Source organism: Acinetobacter sp. V110_1, assembly GCF_031798975.1.
Taxonomy (GTDB): domain Bacteria; phylum Pseudomonadota; class Gammaproteobacteria; order Pseudomonadales; family Moraxellaceae; genus Acinetobacter; species Acinetobacter nosocomialis_A.
Window position 1 is genome coordinate 29,941 of record NZ_JAVQNN010000016.1, and the last position, 16,962, is coordinate 46,902.

Below are 16,962 nucleotides of genomic sequence, written 5' to 3' on the forward strand. Positions count from 1 at the left end.
AAGAGCTTTTTTATATGAATGCGGAGCAGTTACAAAAAACATTGCGTGCTAGTCAGTACGCGGAACAAGTTTTGGGGTTACATCAGGCTGTTTTAGAACAAGATTATCAAATAGATCAATTCACTGCACCGCTCTCAACAGAACAGATTTATCAATTTGTAGAAACCACACTCGATGGCATTGCCGATGAAACAACTTGGATGCGTGCACTTCGTATTTTACGCAGTCGTTTAATGTTTCGTTGGATTTGGCAGGATGCCAATCAGCTGACCGATGTTGTCACACTCACTCGTGAACTTTCTGATTTTGCCGATGCCAGTATTTGTGCAGCAAAGGATTTTGCGCGTGTTGCATTGGTTGCTAAACACGGTGAACCGTTAAGTTATTCAGGCAAAGTTCAAGATTTGATTGTTGTTGCCATGGGTAAGCTTGGTGCTCAAGAGCTTAACTTATCGAGTGATATCGACCTAATTTTTGCCTTTGATGAGCAAGGTGAAACCAATGGTCGCAAATGTATTGATGTACAGCAGTTCTGTATTTTATGGGGACAAAAACTTATTTATTTACTCGAACATATCACCGCAGATGGTTTTGTGTTTCGAGTAGACATGCGCTTACGGCCTTGGGGAGATGGCTCAGCATTGGCGATTAGTCATGCAGCTTTAGAAAAATATTTAAGTCAGCATGGTCGTGAATGGGAGCGTTACGCATGGATTAAAGCGCGTGTTGTGACTGGCGGTAAAGAAGGACAAGACTTATTAGAAATGACACGTCCTTTTGTATTCCGCCGTTATGTCGATTACACCGCTTTTGCTGCCATGCGTGACATGAAAGCGATGATTGAGCGCGAAGTATTGCGCCGCCATATTGAAGATGACATTAAGCTAGGGGCAGGTGGTATACGCGAAATTGAGTTTATTGTTCAGGTCTTCCAGCTTATTTACGGCGGATCTAAACGTGAGTTACAAGACCGTCAATGTTTAGTCAGCCTTGAGCATATTGGTGAGGCGGGTTTGTTAGAAAAACAAGCTGTTTTAGAGCTTGAAGATGCTTACCTATTTTTACGTCGTGTTGAACATGCGATTCAAGCGCTCAATGATCAGCAAACCCAGTTATTGCCAGAAGAATTGGACTTAAGACAACGCATTATAGATACCTTAGGTTTCGCAAGCTGGAATGAGTTTATTGATGTTCTTAATGAGAAACGTCAAAAAGTAAAAGTTCAGTTTAAACAACTGATTGAAGATACTAGCTCTAATGCAGCAACCGAGAACTTTGGACAGTTAGAACAACAGCTAGATGAAGTGCTAGATGACAATGCGAAAAATCTGATTCATGAGTTTTGGCATGGCCATGCACTTAAAAAACTTCCTTCAAATGCTGTGCAACGCTTGAAAACATTTTGGCCTCATTTAATTGAAGCTATCTTACAGTCAGAACAACCACAAACTGCATTATTACGTTTAATGCCGCTGATTGAATCGGTCATGCGTCGAACCGTGTATTTGGTGATGTTGATTGAAAGTAAAGGGGCACTGCAACGCTTAGTGAAAATGGCGACGGTGAGTCCGTGGATTTGTGAAGAGCTAACGCAATATCCAGTGCTGCTGGATGAGTTTTTATCGATGGATTTTGAGTTGCCAAAACGTAAGGACTTGGAAGACTCATTACGCCAGCAATTGCTTCGCATCGAAATTGATCAAGTTGAAGACCAAATGCGGGTACTTCGCTTGTTTAAAAAGAGTAATGTGCTCACAGTCGCTGCAAGTGATGTATTAGCTGAAAGTCCTCTCATGAAGGTGTCCGATGCATTAACAGATATTGCTGAAGTGAGTGTTAATGCAACTCTCCATTTAGCTTATCAGACCGTAGCAAAACGTCATGGTTATCCAAAGGATGTTGAGGGAAAACGTTGCTCTCTTGACTATAAAGCCTTTGCTGTTATTGGGTATGGCAAGGTGGGTGGTATTGAACTGGGCTATGGTTCTGACTTGGATCTGGTCTTTATTCACTATCTTGATGAACAAGCCGATACAGATGGAACTAAAGCGATTACTGGCTTTGAGTTTGCTATGCGTGTTGCTCAAAAGTTTATGTCACTCATGACCACTCAAACGCTTGATGGCCGCGTCTATGAAATTGATACACGCTTAAGACCCTCAGGTGAGGCTGGTTTATTAGTGACCAGTCTGAAAGCCTATGAACACTATCAGTTGAAAAGTGCATGGCTTTGGGAGCATCAGGCACTCGTTCGAGCACGCTCTATAGCAGGTGATGAAACGCTTTGCCAAAAATTTGAAATATTTCGCCGCGAGATATTGACTCAATCTAGAGAGGAAGCTTATGTTCGTGAGGAAGTGTTGAAAATGCGTCAGAAAATGAAAGACCACTTAGGTTCGTCTTCTGAACAAAAAAAACATGGTATTTTTCATTTAAAACAGGACGCAGGTGGTATCGTAGATATCGAATTTATGGCACAGTATGCTGTACTTGCATGGAGCGGGACGAAACCAGATCTCGCCCATTATTCTGATAATGTAAGAATATTAGAAGATGCTGCTAAAGCAGACTGCTTATCCAGTGAAGATGCCACAGCATTAATTCGAGCCTATCTTAGTGAACGTGCCGAAAGCCACCGCTTAGCCCTTGCGAATCAATCCATGCAAGTCAGCGCAGCGGACTGGCGTAGTACCCGTGCGGTCGTTTGCAATTTATGGCAAAGATTAATAGACCCAACCGCCTCGGTTGAGTTGGATAGTGAATGATTTTATAACAATTTGGAGTGTTCCATGAATTTGGCTGATCGTGATGGTTTTATTTGGCAAGATGGAAAATTAATTGATTGGCGTGATGCAAAGATTCACGTTTTAACTCATACATTACACTACAGTATGGGCGTATTTGAGGGGGTTCGTGCTTATGAAACTCCTAAAGGTACTGCAATTTTCCGTCTCCAAGACCACACAAAACGTTTGTTAAATTCAGCAAAAATTTATCAAATGAAAGTGCCGTATGATCAAGCAACGCTTGAACAAGCACAAATCGATGTTGTACGTGAAAATAAATTAGCTTCTTGCTATTTACGTCCGCTTATTTGGATCGGTTCAGAAAAACTAGGTATTGCTGCAACAAATAACACCATTCATGCCGCTGTTGCTGCATGGGCATGGGGTGCATACCTTGGTGATGAAGCAATGGCGAAAGGTATTCGCGTTAAAACTTCATCATTTACTCACCATCATCCAAACGTGACCATGTGTAAAGCAAAAGCATCTGGTAACTACACGTTGTCAATTCTTGCTCACCAAGAAGTTGCTCACTCTGGTTACGATGAAGCAATGCTCATGGACCCACAAGGTTATGTATGCCAAGGTTCTGGCGAAAACGTATTCTTGATTAAAGATGGTGTTTTACATACTCCAGATATCGCTGGCGGTGCACTTGACGGTATTACACGTCAAACTGTGATGACGATTGCTAGAGATCTTGGTTACCAAGTTGTTGAGCGCCGTATTACACGTGACGAATTCTATATTGCAGACGAAGCATTCTTCACAGGTACTGCTGCTGAAGTAACACCAATTCGTGAATACGATGACCGTCCAATCGGTTCAGGTACCCGTGGCCCAATTACCACTGAAATCCAAAAAACTTACTTTGATGCAGTTCAAGGTAGAAATCCGAAATATGAACACTGGTTAACTTACGTAAAATAAGTTAATCCGCTAACATGAAAAGGCGAACATTGGTTTCGCCTTTTTATTTTTTGGTTAGGGAGTTTTTATGCATATTGTCTATGTCTCTGATGGTAAAGCAGGGCATCGTTCACAGGCTTTAGGTTTATTTCAGGCGATGCAAAGACAGCAGGCAAATGCAACTTTTGAAGAAGTTTTTATTAATGACTTGCCTATTATTTCTCTAATCAAAGCACTTTTCTTTTCAAAAAATACTCTATTTGAACAAGCACCCAATTTTATATTTGGAGTTGGGAGCCATACACACTTTCGGGTCTGGTTACTGGGTAAAATTTTTAAAAAGGCGAAGACTGTTATCTTAATGAAGCCAAATTTACCTATTGCTTGGTTCGACTATGCTGTTATTCCAGAGCATGATGGTATTCACGCCGATAGCCATGTGATTGTCACACGTGGTGCATTAAATCCTATTCGTAATGAAAATCGACATCAAACAGCCAGAATTTTAATTGCATTGGGTGGTTCATCTAAACGACATCAATGGAACCAAGAAAAAGTATTATTGTCTCTTCAACAAATTGTTGAGCATAATCCAGATTCTGAAATTATTCTGACGACCTCACGACGGACTCCAGCCGGTTTTATAGACATTTTAAAACAACAAAGTTCCGCCAAAAAATTACAGATATGTCCGGTTGAGCAAACACCTCAAGGTTGGATTTTTGAGGAAATGCAAAAAGCAGAAGCGGTGTGGGTAACAGAAGATAGTGTTTCTATGATTTATGAGGCACTTACTGCGGGTTGCCGAGTCGGTGTGGTTGCAATGGACAGACTCAAACAAGATCGTATTACTAATTCGGTTGATAGGCTGCTAGAGGAAAAGTTAATAGCAAATGTATTTGATATAAATTTGCTTCCTGAAGGACAGGTCCTACAGGAAGCGGATCGGGTTGTGCATCAAATCACTAAATGACATTGGCTGTCATCGTGACCTTTATCATAGTTGACCGTTTCTGATGTTGCTAAAATTTCTCTTGGATATGTTTTGTATTTCGAATTAAATAACGATCTCTCTTGAGAAATGTTTTTACAGTGAATACCTCTCATATCTAAGAGTGTAGGTAATATATTAATTGAACTAATAGCACTACTTTGTTCTTTAGAAAGAGTACCCGCCATCTCTGGATGATGTTGCTTCCATGAGTTTGAGCTCCACATAATTAACGGAACATCGAAATTATTTTTCATATCTAAATGCAGTGAGCTATTTTCTTTACATTCTCCAAGGTTCAGTCCATGGTCAGATGTGTAAATTAAGTTGGCGTCCACATTAGTTGCTTTTAGTTTCTGAATAACTTCATTGAGTAGATAGTCTGTATAAAGTACCGTATTGTCATAGGTATCTTTAAATTTATTAAATTGTGGTGGATAGCGTTTTGCAAAATCTGCATGTGAACCATAAAGGTGTAACACAATGAATTTATGGTGTGTTTTTTCTGCCAATGCTCGATCAAATGATTTGAGTAGTTCCTCATCATAATGCGTTTCTAGTGATGCTGAATATGAATGTTGCGTCAAAAATTGGGTTTCTTGAGCAGAAGATGCATAGGCTGAAACAAGGGAATCATATTCTCCATATTGAGATTGTGCGCTAAACCAGTAAGTTTTGTAGCCTGCTGCGTTGAAAGCATTCACAATAGAAGGGCTTAAATTATCAGTACCGTTTAGCTTTCCTGTTAATAAGGTAGGTACAGACTTACTGGTCATATAAGAGCCTGAAATTGTGTTATTAAATAACCATAAATCTTTCTTATATTTTTCTAGATATGGTGTTGTATTATTTTTGGTATAGCCAAATAAACTTAAACGGTCGCGTCGAGCACTTTCCCCAATAACTAATACCGTAATGGTAGGGCGAGTTTCCTTAACTTGTGTGCATTCAATTTCATTTTGTGTCGCTATAAAGTCTTTTACTCGATTTACCTCAAGACTCGCTGCAGGTAAACCAAGAAGTAAATTTAAAGGATAAGACTGTTTAAAATGACGATATACATTTAGAAATCCTTGCTGATGATCAGGTGCTTTAAAGTAGCGTTGAATGGGTGAAAAAATAAGACATAAGGCTAAAATACGTAGCCATATAGGAGTGTTTAGCCGTTGATTTGGAATAAAATAATAAAAGAAAACTAGAGGAATGATATACGCGATAATCAATCCAATTGCTAAAGGAAGATCTAATGTTGATAAATAAACTTTACCTTCAGTTGTAGAGCTACCCAAAATTGTGAGCCATACTGAAATTTCAGTTGGGGCGTTATAGGTAATTTCGTAGTACAGTGCAAAAGGACTTAAAAGATAAATAGGTAAGCTAAGCCAAAAAAAACGGCGGTAATGATAAATTAAAAAAACGAAAAAAATAAGCGGATATAGGGCTTTGAAAAAACCATCACTGGAAATAATGCATGATGGAACAAGCAGCATAAAGCAATAAATAAAGAACCATAACTTTCCTGTTTTGAGTCGAAAAATCACGCCAAGCTGTTCCAAGTGTAAAAGCGCGATATCATCCTATATTTTGATAACAGGGTCTACATAATTTCAGGCATGATATAATATTTTAGTTCATCTCCAGAATTGATGGAATTATAGAGTTAAGAATGAAAATATTGCATATCGCAAATTTTGGCTTTAATAAACAAGGCGCACATTTTTACTGCACAGACCGTAAAATTTCTGCCGGATTAATTGAAAATGGCCATTTCGTTTATGATTTTAGTTTTCGTGATATGGCTCGAATGGGCACCATTTTTAAAACAAAAAAATTGGGTGCTAATTGGGCCAACAAAGAAGTATTAAAAGTCGTCAATAACATTGAGCCTGATTTGGTGCTTATTGGTCATAGTGACTTGATGAGTCCAGATGTCCTCAGACAAATTAAAGAAGCTTATCCAAATACTAAAATTGCATTTTGGTATGTTGACCCGCTTTATTTAGAGAGCAAACTTGGCTTTGTAAAGGCATTCTCTCCGTATTTAGATGCTATTTTCTGTACAACTGGTGGTGAGTATCTACAGAAATTAAAGCAGCCTCATTTAAGCGTAGCCTATCTGCCTAATGTGGGTCATCGTAATGTAGAAACTCTACAACAGTTTTCCAACTCTAAGACTGACAAGACATTTATTTTCTGCGGTGTGGTCTATAAAGAACCTGAGCGTGAAAAGTTCTTAAAAGATTTGGCAGATGCTCTGCAACAAGGTCATGTAAACTATCAATATTATGGCTGTTTTGAACAACCAGGTGTTTATGGTAAAGCTTATTATAAAGTTCTATCTGAAACAAAAATGGGACTTAATTACTCACGCCGTAATGATGTAACCTTGTATAGTTCTGACCGTATTGTACAGCTGACTGGTAATGGTTTATTGACTTTTAGCCCAAGAATTCCGGGCTTTGAGAAGCTCTACACCGAGCAGGAAGTGGTTTACTTTGATGATCAGTTTGACTTGGCCAAGAAAATCCAATTCTTTGATCAAAACCCAGATCAGGCTGAAAAAATAGCGAAAGAGGGCTGGGAGAAAACACGTAGGTCTTTCAATGCTAAACGCATCACCCAGTTTATGGTTGAAGTGACATTTAAGCAGCCCCTTTCAGAAGATTATGAATGGTCACATGAGGTTTATGCATGATGTGGTTTTTGTACGTTGCGGTAGGCCTATTAGTACTTGCTGCACTGTTATATGTGCTGGGTAATTATACTTTCTGGCTTCCGTTTCGTTCGAATAAACTACCACGCATTGTGATGTTGCATCAGGTTACACCTAAAGATGCAGCCTCTGGTATGAACATGCCTCCTGAAAAGTTTGAACAACTCTTACAGTTGTTGACGCGTAAAGGAGCTACTTTTTGTTTTGTCTCTGAGCTTGAACAATACCGGAATCAAAAAAATGTCGTTGCTTTAAGTTTCGATGATGGCTTTATGGATAATTATCTTTATGCCTATCCATTACTTAAAAAATATAATGCAAAGGCAACCATTTATTTGGCGACGCAAATTGAAGGAATCGAAAAGCTAACTCATGAGCAAATCCATGAAATGGCGAACTCTGGCTTAATTGAGTTCGGTGCGCATACCCAGCATCATGTGAACTTACTTAAGCTTGATGATCAAACTGCTTATGATGAGATGCTTCAGTCTAAACGTGACGTTGAAGCATTAGTTGGGAAGTGTCCAAGCTTTGCCTATCCGTTTGGTCGATTTAACGAAAAGCATCAGAAAATGGCTGAAGAGATTGGCTTTAAAAACGCAGTATCGACTCGTAAAAAAATCGAAGCTTACGAAGCAGTTAATCAATTTAATATTCCACGTGTCAGCACGCATGGTGCCATGAATGCTTTACAGATGCGTATCGCCCTTGCTAAAGGACGTTATAAGTTATGAATAAAATTCCATGTAGTGTCTACATTGTTACTTTAAATTGTGGTGCTTGGTTAGAGCGAACTTTACAAAGTGTCAGTGAGTTTGATGAAGTTATTATTTTAGACTCTGGCAGTACTGATAATACTTATGAAATTGCTCAGCGCTTCGAAAATACGCAAATCTCTCATCAAGACTGGCAAGGTTATGCTGGACAAAAAAGTTTGGCTTTAGCAAAGTGCCGAAATGATTGGGTGCTTAACTTAGATGGCGATGAAGTCTTATCTAACGAGTTAAAGCAAGAAATTGTTGATACCATTCAGCAAAACAAGCTTGATGCTTTAATCACACCGATTAATGACGTGTTTTTAGGTGTTCCCAACAGCAAACATACTAAAAAACATGCGAAAGTGCGTTTTTTTCGCAAGTCTAAAGGACATTATGATCTTGCCAATAAGGTCCATGAAAATGTGATTGTAGAGGGTGAATCTCAGCGTGCTCAACATGATATTTATCATTATGGTGAGTCGAGCATTTTCGTTAAGGTCGAAAAAAATAACCAATATTCCAACTTAAAAGCATTAGAGAAATACCAAAAAGGAAAGTCTCCAAGCATTGCAAAATTGGTTTTGGTGATGCCTATGACTTTTATGAAGTCTTATTTTATTCGCCGTAGTTTCTTAAATGGTTGGCGTGGTTTCGTAAATAGTATGATTAATGCCTTTTATGCATTTCTAAAAGAAGCCAAACTCTTTGAACAGACCATGAATAAAGATAAAAAATAAGTAGGCAAGCTATGAAAATTGTTCAGGTATTGGCAACTAGTGGTGGAGTTGGTGGTTTAGAGCAGCACACTTTTAATCTTGTTAATGAGCTTGCTTTAAACCATGAAGTACATGTGATTGCACATCCTTGCTATCTAGACAAGTTTAACCAACAAGTACATTTTCATGCGGTTGATTTTGCGCGAAGCCGTTGGAATATTTTTTTACTCTGGCAACTTAAAAATCTCATTCAGCAAATTCAACCCGCTATTGTTCATGCACAAGCAGGAAAGGCGGCTGAGCTGATTGCCCGAATTAAGCCATTTTTATCTGGCCCAAAATTTGTAACGACGGTACATGGTACTAAAAAGAATAAATCTGCCTATTTAGCAGGTGATGCGGTTATTGCAGTGAGTCAAGCGCTCACGCAAGGCATTCCAGAGTCTAAAGCACACGTGGTTTATAACGGGATATATCCTCAACCTGTACTTACAGTTGAAAATAAAGAAAAGTTACTTCAATCGATTCAAAAAGATTTTGCTGAGCTAGGCACAAGCAAAAAAGTTGTTATGTGTATTGGACGTCTAGAGCCAGTAAAAAATATCAGTTTACTGATTGAGTCAATGCAAGAGATTGATGCCAATTTATGGATTATTGGTGATGGTTCACTTCGAGCAAGTTTAGAAAAACAAGTTAGTGAATTAAACATGCAAGATCGGGTCGCTTTTCTTGGGTTTAGAACTGATGCTCGAGATCTGGTGCAATTGGCAGATATTGTAGTTTTATCATCAGACCGTGAAGGTTTTCCACTTGTTATGGTCGAAGCTTTACAGGCTGATAAAGCAATGGCTGCAACTAAAGTAAACGGTGTAATTGAGTGGCTGCCAGATCAATATCTGGCAGAAATTGGAGATGCACAAGATTTAGCAAAAGCGATTAAATGTGCGCTTCAACCTGAGGCTCAAAACGACTTTGGCCCTTTATATGCAAAAGCCAAGGCTGAACTGACTGTACCAGCTATGGTTGAGCAGACGCTTAATATTTATAAAGGCCTGCTGAAAACTTAATTATTTTTTGGTGTAAGGCGAATGGCATCAAGTACCACGAAGTTATCTTCGACATTAATCGTATGGCAGCCGTCATCTGCTTGATTCCAGTCTGGTAAAACTACTTCTAGTAATTTTTCTTCATAAGCTGTCGGGCTAAGCTGAGTAATTGCCTTTAATTCGATATTGCCGCCATAACGTTTTAACGAATCTTGGCTTGGTCGAACCAGTTGCCCTTTATAAATAAAAGGTTTACCTGCCATACGGAACTGCTGACTGCCTCGGCACACTGGGTTCATTGGGTGCTCTTGCCAGTTTGGTTTTAAAATATCTTCGGTAAAAAATAAATCTAAACGATCACCAAATTTCTTACAATCACGCCGTGTTGAAGTAAAAAGATACCATAAGCCTTCATGATAGAAAGGGGTGCTGTCGACTGCTTCGATATTCTCTATCAGATTAGAATGCTTTTCCCATTTCAATGGAAATTCGGTACATTTCCAAAGTTCAATTGTCTTGTTGGTAGAAGTTTCTGGCATCATGTACCAAGTGTCTTCTAACTTAAATACACAAGGATAAGAAAGGTGATAGTCGAGCTTTAAGATTGTCTCTGGTGGTGTGTAGGTGCCATCTTTAAAGACTTCTAAAACAGAAAGAAAACCTACTGGATGTTCGTCATCAACTTCTTCAAAAAAAATGAAATGACGGCCATTTTCATAAGCATAAAAGCTATCTGCAAAGGTAAACTTTCTAGGGGAATGGATCTCAAAAAGAGAATTTAATTGCTCAAGTGTTGTAAAAGGTTGTTCTAACCAGCCAAAACGCATATACCAATGAGAGTCAAAAGTTTTTGCTTTTTTTGCTTGTTGGTACTTGTACCATTTTTTTTGGATTAGGCGATTTAGCATTAAATTTTACACTCGATATAACTATAATTAGATAGACTATCCCTGACTCATTTTAACATTTGAATGAAATGAAAAAATATTTAATCAGTATTGAATCTACGAATAGTGAACGTTTAAAAAAGCTGTACTCTCAGCCAACATTTTACAAATATCGCGATGAATTTAAGCAATTTGGGGTTATAGGGAAAAATTTAAGTGTTAGTGAGTATTTTCAACAAGGTGTAGCTGGCAAGAAAAAACCGATGACGCCTGGTGAGCTTGGTTGTGCCATGTCTCATATTGCTGCTTTAAAAGATTTTTTAAGCTCCGATGAAGAATACGCCATTATTTTTGAAGATGATGTGATCGAGCGTTTTGAAATTGATTTCCAAGACTTAGAAAAACATATTAGTTCTTTGAACCTAGGTCCGTGCTTTTTTCTAAGCTTGGGCGGTATTCAAATGAAAATATGCAATCGCGTTCGTGGAAAATTTTTACCAGAAGAATTATATAACCAAAAAGTTTTAAAAGTTGATTACGACTATCTTGAAAAACTTGCTTATGCTTATGCCTATGTTGTAGACCGTAAAATGGCTCAAATGTTAGTTGATTATCATCAACCGATAAAAATTTACGACCATTGGCAAGACCTTGTGGGACGAGGGGATTTTAGCTTCTATGTCAGTTTTTTATTCGATCATCCTATTATTGAAAATAATGATGCTTTAAGTTATTTGGAAAGAGAACGAAGCTTAATCACTCCACTTTCTAAAGATGACAGTGATTTTTTACGTTACTTAAGAGTTAAATTAAAGAAATATATACTTAATAAATATATAATTTAGTCGTTTTTTTAGGTTTTCTTACTAATTTTATGATTAAGCAAAAAAATATTATCATTGGGTCAGCAACGGGATATCAGGCTGGCCTTATCTCTTCCTTTGTATGTTCTTTGGAAAAGTCAGATTTTGATGGGGTCTTGGTTTTAATTATATATCAAGAGCAACTTGCAGAGTTTGTTACGGCATTTTCTCACATTAAGAAATTTAAAATTGACTTTAAAATTTCAACGATTGGGAAATTTAAATCCAAGTCAAAATATTCTGGTATTTATAAATTTAAATTTTTAAAAAATATTCTAAAGAGAATTATTAGCTTAACAGTAAATGAGGAAAACTCTGCATCAAAGATAAAAGCGCTTAAAATCACAGGTTATCCGCATGTGAGCCGTTTCTTTGAATATAAGGAAATTGTAGAAAGCCATGCTGATGCTTCACATGTATTGCTTAGCGACGTTCGAGATGTATTTTTCCAAAGTAATCCTTTTAAAAATCTTAGTAAGGGTCTATTTGTTGGGATGGAGAATCCGGATTTCACCATAGGTACTGAGCAATATAACCAAAAATGGATCTTGGATGCATATGGAGAGAGTTTTTATAACATTGCAAAAGATGAGCAAGTTTCTTGTTCTGGCGTAACTATTGGTGATCGGGAATCAATTAAAGTCTACATCAATAAGATGATTGAAGAATTTTGCAAACAGCCATATCAAAAAATGTCTGAAAGAATTTATGATCAGGCTATGCATAATAAATTATTAATTACTAATGAATTGGCCAATACAATTCGTTGTCAGCCATTTGAATCTATTATTGTAACGCTTGGACTATATCCAATAGATCAAATTGCAGTTAATGATCAAGGCTTTATTATTAATCACAATCAAGAAATTATTCCGATTGTCCACCAGCATGATAGACATCCGGAACTGCTTCAGTTATGTGACAACTATATTGGCAAGTAGGTTGAGAATTATCTAAATCTTATGAAGGGGCGGATATTAATTTTTATCCGCATTTCCTTTAAGTACCATATAAATGAGTGCAACAAAAATAAGTAATGCACCTACAAGGCTACTTACGCAAAAATAAAGAATACGTTGGTTCGTTGTTAAATTGAATAACTCATGAGCAAGGATATAGCGCATGAAAAACCATTGTGCTAAAGAGAATACAATCACGACTAAAGCATGTCGACGAACGTCAGGACGCATTGCCATAATCAATTACCATGCGGGAGAAAAGAGCAGCTATTATGCCATTTGCCCACTGTCACCTCAATAGACTATGAATTAACGAAATTGTTTAGAAAAAATAAAAATATGAATGAATTGTGAACTTTTATTAACATTAATAAATAGTAATATCCCTCTTATTTGCTAAAACTTTTATTATCTTGTTGAATTTAGCCAGGGGAGAATAATGCAGCCTATTGATTTTGTAATGATTTGGGTCGACTCAACTGATACTGAATGGCAGCAAGATTATATATATTATAAATCTAAAGAAACAAATATACAGGTGACGGAACTCGTTGATGAATGCCGCTATCGAGATTGGGATAATCTTCAATATTGGTTCAGATCTGTTGAGAAATTCTGCCCTTGGGTACGAAAAATTCACCTTGTAACTTGTGGTCATTTCCCTGAGTTTTTAGTTGAAAATCATCCTAAATTGAATCTAGTTACTCATGATCAAATTATAGAATCAAACTGTTTACCTACATTTAACTCTCATGCTATTGAAATTAATATTCATAAAATAAAAGGGCTTGCAGAGCATTTTGTATATTTCAATGATGATACTTTTATTAATAGATCTTTAGAACCAGAGTTTTTCTTTAAAAATGGCTTACCTTGTGATGGTATTCGGCTACAGCCTTTGATGGTTGTTGGTGAGGAAAATTTTTTAGGCGCAGTTGCTTTGACTGATGTTGCGATTATTAATAAATATTTTGATAAGAGAAAATTATTTCGAAAAAATCCTTATGCACTTTTTAATCCTCGATATTCGATAAGTAATAATTGGGGTAATTTCTTAAGTTTAAATAATCGAAAATACTCAAGCTTCTATAGTACTCATTTGCCTCAACCATTTTTGAAATCGGTATTTGAAGAAGTGTGGAAAAATGAAGAAGCTTATTTGAAGGAGGTATCAAGTCATCGATTTAGGCAGCCTTTAGATGTTAACCAATATTTGTTTAGGTTATGGCAGCTTTGTTCAGACCGCTTTTACCCTGTAAATATATTTGAGCGCGGCCAAAACTTTAACTTAAGAATACAAAATCTTCCTGAAATTGATCATGTTATTAAAAATGAGCAGCTTCCACAGATTTGTTTAAATGACGATGAGCAAGTGGTTGATTTTGAAAAATTAAAAAAAGAAATTATTCAGATTTTTGAACAGAAATTTGATACGGTTTCAAGCTTTGAAAAAGAAATGTCTCATTAAAATTCGCTCATTAAAAAACCCTGCATAAGCAGGGTTTTTTAATTTGAAAATCTAAAAATTATTTAGATTCTTCAGCTTTTGGCTTTTCACGTAAGCGGATGCCCAAGTCACGAAGCTGGTTCGCTTCAACAGGAGCAGGTGCTTGAGTAAGTGGACATTCAGCAGTTTTCGTTTTAGGGAATGCAATAACGTCACGAATTGAAGTCGCGCCAGTCATAAGCATTACTAAACGGTCAAGACCAAATGCCAAACCACCGTGAGGAGGAGCGCCATAACGAAGTGCGTTAAGTAAGAAGCTGAATTTCTCTTCTGCTTCTTCATCAGAAATACCAAGCGCTTCAAAAATCGCTTTTTGCATTTCTAATGTGTAAATACGAAGTGAACCACCGCCAACTTCAGTACCATTCAATACCATGTCGTAAGCAACAGAAAGTGCTTCGCCTGGATTGCTCTTCACGTCTTCTACGCTAGATTTAGGCAATGTGAATGGATGGTGAACAGAAGTCCATTTGCCATCGTCAGTTTCTTCAAACATTGGGAAGTCAACAACCCAAAGTGGAGCCCACTCACAAGTTGAAAGGTTCAAGTCATGACCAATCTTGACACGAAGCGCACCCATTGCATCATTTACAACTTTAGCTTTATCAGCACCGAAGAATACGATATCGCCATCTTGCGCGCCAACACGTTCCAACAGCTCAAGTACGATCGGTTCAATGAATTTCACGATTGGAGATTGAAGACCTTCAATTCCTTTAGCGAGTTCATTAACTTTGATGTAAGCCAAACCTTTTGCACCATAGATGCCAACGAATTTAGTGTATTCATCAATTGCACTACGTGGCAATGATGCTGCACCTGGAACACGTAAGGCAACAATACGGCCTTTAGGATCTTTTGCAGGGCCAGCAAATACTTTGAACTCAACTTCTTGCATTAAGTCTGCAACGTCAACGAGTTTTAACGGAATACGCAAATCTGGTTTGTCAGATGCATAGTCACGCATAGCTTCGCTATATGGCATACGGCGGAATTTTTCAAATTTTACGCCAAGCAAGTCATTAAATAATTTAACAGTCATGCCTTCCATCAAATCCATGATTTCATCGTCATTTAAGAACGATGTTTCAATGTCGATTTGAGTGAATTCTGGCTGACGGTCAGCACGTAAGTCTTCATCACGGAAACATTTCGCGATTTGGTAGTAACGATCGATACCACCCACCATCAATAATTGTTTAAACAATTGCGGTGATTGTGGAAGTGCGTAGAAGCTACCATTTTGTACACGGCTTGGTACTAAATAGTCACGTGCACCTTCAGGAGTTGCACGAGTTAAAATCGGAGTTTCAACGTCTAAGAAACCGTGATCGTCTAAATAGTTACGAATCAAGTTAGTTACTTTAGAACGGAAACGTAACCGATCTAACATTTCTGGACGACGGATGTCTAAGAAACGATATTTTAAACGGTGTTCTTCTGACACGTTAATCGTGTCATCATTTAACGGGAATGGCGGAGTTTCAGAAGCAGCAAGAACTTCGATTTCTTTGCCTAATACTTCGATTTGACCACTCACCATATTTGGGTTTTCAGTACCTTCATAACGGCGACGAACACGACCTGTAATTTTTAATACATATTCAGAACGTGCTTTATCTGCAGTTGCAAATGCTTCTGGAGTATCTGGGTCAATAACCACTTGAACGAGACCATCACGGTCACGCATATCAAGGAAAATAACACCGCCATGGTCACGGCGACGATGTACCCAACCGCATAATGTAACGGTTTGGTCGATTTGGGCTTCAGTTAAAGAGCCGCAGTAATGAGTTCGCATCATGATGAAGATTATCCAAACTATATTGGCTGAAAAGACGGATGCGTAAACCGCGCACCGTCAAAAAAGTAAGTTTTCGATTATGCCCTGTTGAATGGCATGCGACAAGAACTAGATCAAAAAACAGCTATAATTTTGCTAAAAATGAGCAATTTGGCAGCAAGTTTACCCATTAGCCCATTCTTTGTTGTCGATCTAAAAACAGGAATAATAAGCATCCTAAACTGAAAGTGCTTAACCAGCCTTGCATGAACTCATTAATAGATCGACCCGTGAAATAATAGGTGTCTGTGTGCCAAACTTCGTGTGGAATGTAACGGGCATAATCCCAAAGAGAAAATAAGCCTAAAAGTGTAGATAAAGTAAACAGGAACCAAGCAAAAATTTTAATTTTACGGCTTATTTTCCAGTGCTGTTTATGTTTTTGATAGTAATGAATACTCATCCAACCTAAAAAAGGTAATGCTAGAGCAGAAGAACCTAGTTGAAGTAGACGGTGCAAAGGATATGGGCGACCAAAGAAATGAACCGTTTGGGATAAAAGATCTTGGAAGATGAATGTTCTAAAGTCAGAATGGGTAAGACCATCCCAAATGAGATGAGTGGCTATCCCGATAATAAGCGCAAATATAATTCCAATAAAAAACTGGATAAAACGTTTAAAAGAGCCTAATTTCAAATCATGCTGAATACCAAAAAAACGGTAAACCACAGGCCGATAAAGTAAATACCAAATAGCACAGAACAATAAACCTAATGCAAGGTTTGGGTAGAGTAAACCTTTCCATTGATGAGTCAGCATACTGGACTGAACTGTAAATAAGCGGTAAAGGTCAGGTGTCATACTGCCAATAGCGAGTGCAGCAATAGGCAGTGTGTTTCGACTTAGTTTAGCAATCGGTGGGGCGATAACAGCATGAGAGATTGTAAAAGGCATTGGAAAAGGAAGCTTCTCACATCATCAAAACAATGAGTCTAACGAAACATACCTACGACTAATGTTTTTTATTGCAAAACGTTTGGAAT

The 16,962-nt window shown here is 37.8% G+C and carries 15 protein-coding genes; 10 read left to right on the plus strand and 5 right to left on the minus strand.

Going from position 1 to position 16,962, the window contains the following annotated elements; all coding sequences use genetic code 11:
* Positions 1 to 14 precede the first annotated feature (14 nt).
* The 3 genes from glnE (at position 15) to RMA95_RS05595 (ending at position 4,668) form a co-directional block, all read left to right on the plus strand.
* Entirely contained in the window at positions 15 to 2,765 is a 2,751-nt protein-coding gene (glnE, locus tag RMA95_RS05585; protein ID WP_311069836.1) for a bifunctional [glutamate--ammonia ligase]-adenylyl-L-tyrosine phosphorylase/[glutamate--ammonia-ligase] adenylyltransferase, read from the plus strand.
* Between the two features lie 24 nt (positions 2,766 to 2,789).
* Positions 2,790 to 3,716, plus strand: coding sequence for a branched-chain amino acid transaminase (locus RMA95_RS05590; protein WP_004705670.1), 927 nt, complete (start codon positions 2,790 to 2,792; stop codon positions 3,714 to 3,716).
* 67 nt (positions 3,717 to 3,783) lie between these two features.
* Entirely contained in the window at positions 3,784 to 4,668 is an 885-nt protein-coding gene (locus RMA95_RS05595; RefSeq protein WP_311069837.1) for an ELM1/GtrOC1 family putative glycosyltransferase, read from the plus strand.
* Here the strand turns inward: RMA95_RS05595 and RMA95_RS05600 are convergent.
* Positions 4,653 to 6,227 (minus strand): phosphoethanolamine transferase, encoded by a 1,575-nt coding sequence (locus tag RMA95_RS05600; RefSeq protein WP_311069838.1) that lies wholly within the window; start codon positions 6,225 to 6,227, stop codon positions 4,653 to 4,655. The genes RMA95_RS05595 and RMA95_RS05600 overlap by 16 nt on opposite strands.
* A 125-nt stretch (positions 6,228 to 6,352) precedes the next feature.
* Here RMA95_RS05600 and RMA95_RS05605 point away from each other — a divergent pair, with 125 nt between their 5' ends.
* From RMA95_RS05605 to RMA95_RS05620, 4 genes are read left to right on the plus strand one after another with little or no spacing between them, the layout of a single operon-like run.
* Positions 6,353 to 7,381 carry a glycosyltransferase gene (locus tag RMA95_RS05605; protein WP_311069839.1) on the plus strand — a complete coding sequence of 343 codons (1,029 nt, stop codon included), beginning with the start codon at positions 6,353 to 6,355 and terminating at the stop codon, positions 7,379 to 7,381.
* Positions 7,378 to 8,133, plus strand: a complete 756-nt coding sequence (locus RMA95_RS05610; RefSeq protein WP_311069840.1) for a polysaccharide deacetylase family protein — start codon at positions 7,378 to 7,380, stop codon at positions 8,131 to 8,133. The genes RMA95_RS05605 and RMA95_RS05610 overlap by 4 nt, the downstream gene beginning before the upstream one ends.
* The gene (locus RMA95_RS05615; RefSeq protein WP_311069841.1) at positions 8,130 to 8,894 is read left to right on the plus strand and encodes a glycosyltransferase family 2 protein; all 765 of its coding nucleotides are present in this window, start codon (positions 8,130 to 8,132) and stop codon (positions 8,892 to 8,894) included. The genes RMA95_RS05610 and RMA95_RS05615 overlap by 4 nt, the downstream gene beginning before the upstream one ends.
* 11 nt (positions 8,895 to 8,905) lie before the next feature.
* Positions 8,906 to 9,940 carry a glycosyltransferase gene (locus tag RMA95_RS05620; RefSeq protein ID WP_311069842.1) on the plus strand — a complete coding sequence of 345 codons (1,035 nt, stop codon included), beginning with the start codon at positions 8,906 to 8,908 and terminating at the stop codon, positions 9,938 to 9,940.
* Here the strand turns inward: RMA95_RS05620 and ghy are convergent.
* Positions 9,937 to 10,827: a glycosyl hydrolase Ghy gene (gene ghy / locus RMA95_RS05625; RefSeq protein ID WP_311069843.1), complete on the minus strand. Its 891-nt coding sequence runs from the start codon at positions 10,825 to 10,827 to the stop codon at positions 9,937 to 9,939. The two genes, RMA95_RS05620 and ghy, sit on opposite strands and share 4 nt — an antisense overlap.
* A 68-nt stretch (positions 10,828 to 10,895) precedes the next feature.
* On the opposite strand from ghy, the gene RMA95_RS05630 reads away from it, so the two are divergent.
* Both RMA95_RS05630 and RMA95_RS05635 read left to right on the plus strand, forming a co-directional pair.
* Positions 10,896 to 11,651, plus strand: coding sequence for a glycosyltransferase family 25 protein (locus tag RMA95_RS05630; RefSeq protein WP_263614578.1), 756 nt, complete (start codon positions 10,896 to 10,898; stop codon positions 11,649 to 11,651).
* 29 nt (positions 11,652 to 11,680) lie between these two features.
* Positions 11,681 to 12,610: a lipooligosaccharide outer core biosynthesis glycosyltransferase GtrOC6 gene (locus RMA95_RS05635; protein WP_311069844.1), complete on the plus strand. Its 930-nt coding sequence runs from the start codon at positions 11,681 to 11,683 to the stop codon at positions 12,608 to 12,610.
* Positions 12,611 to 12,646: 36 nt separating this feature from the next.
* Here RMA95_RS05635 and RMA95_RS05640 read toward each other — a convergent pair whose 3' ends face one another.
* Complete coding sequence (locus RMA95_RS05640; RefSeq protein WP_311069845.1) at positions 12,647 to 12,865, minus strand: hypothetical protein; 219 nt, start codon at positions 12,863 to 12,865, stop codon at positions 12,647 to 12,649.
* Between the two features lie 202 nt (positions 12,866 to 13,067).
* Between RMA95_RS05640 and RMA95_RS05645 the strand changes: the two genes are divergently transcribed.
* Positions 13,068 to 14,096: a stealth conserved region 3 domain-containing protein gene (locus RMA95_RS05645; protein ID WP_311069846.1), complete on the plus strand. Its 1,029-nt coding sequence runs from the start codon at positions 13,068 to 13,070 to the stop codon at positions 14,094 to 14,096.
* A 58-nt stretch (positions 14,097 to 14,154) separates the two neighbouring features.
* Here the strand turns inward: RMA95_RS05645 and aspS are convergent, their stop codons facing one another.
* Complete coding sequence (gene aspS / locus RMA95_RS05650; protein ID WP_263614574.1) at positions 14,155 to 15,939, minus strand: aspartate--tRNA ligase; 1,785 nt, start codon at positions 15,937 to 15,939, stop codon at positions 14,155 to 14,157.
* Positions 15,940 to 16,108: 169 nt separating this feature from the next.
* Entirely contained in the window at positions 16,109 to 16,873 is a 765-nt protein-coding gene (locus tag RMA95_RS05655; protein WP_311069847.1) for a DUF4184 family protein, read from the minus strand.
* Positions 16,874 to 16,962 lie beyond the last annotated feature (89 nt).

Bases quoted from the DNA above. Each gene is read 5' to 3' on its own strand.
- glnE (WP_311069836.1), top strand. From the start codon at position 15: ATGAATGCGGAGCAGTTACAAAAAACATTGCGTGCTAGTCAGTACGCG.
- RMA95_RS05590 (WP_004705670.1), top strand. From the start codon at position 2,790: ATGAATTTGGCTGATCGTGATGGTTTTATTTGGCAAGATGGAAAATTA.
- RMA95_RS05595 (WP_311069837.1), top strand. From the start codon at position 3,784: ATGCATATTGTCTATGTCTCTGATGGTAAAGCAGGGCATCGTTCACAG.
- RMA95_RS05605 (WP_311069839.1), top strand. From the start codon at position 6,353: ATGAAAATATTGCATATCGCAAATTTTGGCTTTAATAAACAAGGCGCA.
- RMA95_RS05610 (WP_311069840.1), top strand. From the start codon at position 7,378: ATGATGTGGTTTTTGTACGTTGCGGTAGGCCTATTAGTACTTGCTGCA.
- RMA95_RS05615 (WP_311069841.1), top strand. From the start codon at position 8,130: ATGAATAAAATTCCATGTAGTGTCTACATTGTTACTTTAAATTGTGGT.
- RMA95_RS05620 (WP_311069842.1), top strand. From the start codon at position 8,906: ATGAAAATTGTTCAGGTATTGGCAACTAGTGGTGGAGTTGGTGGTTTA.
- ghy (WP_311069843.1), bottom strand. From the start codon at position 10,827: ATGCTAAATCGCCTAATCCAAAAAAAATGGTACAAGTACCAACAAGCA.
- RMA95_RS05630 (WP_263614578.1), top strand. From the start codon at position 10,896: ATGAAAAAATATTTAATCAGTATTGAATCTACGAATAGTGAACGTTTA.
- RMA95_RS05635 (WP_311069844.1), top strand. From the start codon at position 11,681: ATGATTAAGCAAAAAAATATTATCATTGGGTCAGCAACGGGATATCAG.
- RMA95_RS05640 (WP_311069845.1), bottom strand. From the start codon at position 12,865: ATGGCAATGCGTCCTGACGTTCGTCGACATGCTTTAGTCGTGATTGTA.
- RMA95_RS05645 (WP_311069846.1), top strand. From the start codon at position 13,068: ATGCAGCCTATTGATTTTGTAATGATTTGGGTCGACTCAACTGATACT.
- aspS (WP_263614574.1), bottom strand. From the start codon at position 15,939: ATGATGCGAACTCATTACTGCGGCTCTTTAACTGAAGCCCAAATCGAC.
- RMA95_RS05655 (WP_311069847.1), bottom strand. From the start codon at position 16,873: ATGCCTTTTACAATCTCTCATGCTGTTATCGCCCCACCGATTGCTAAA.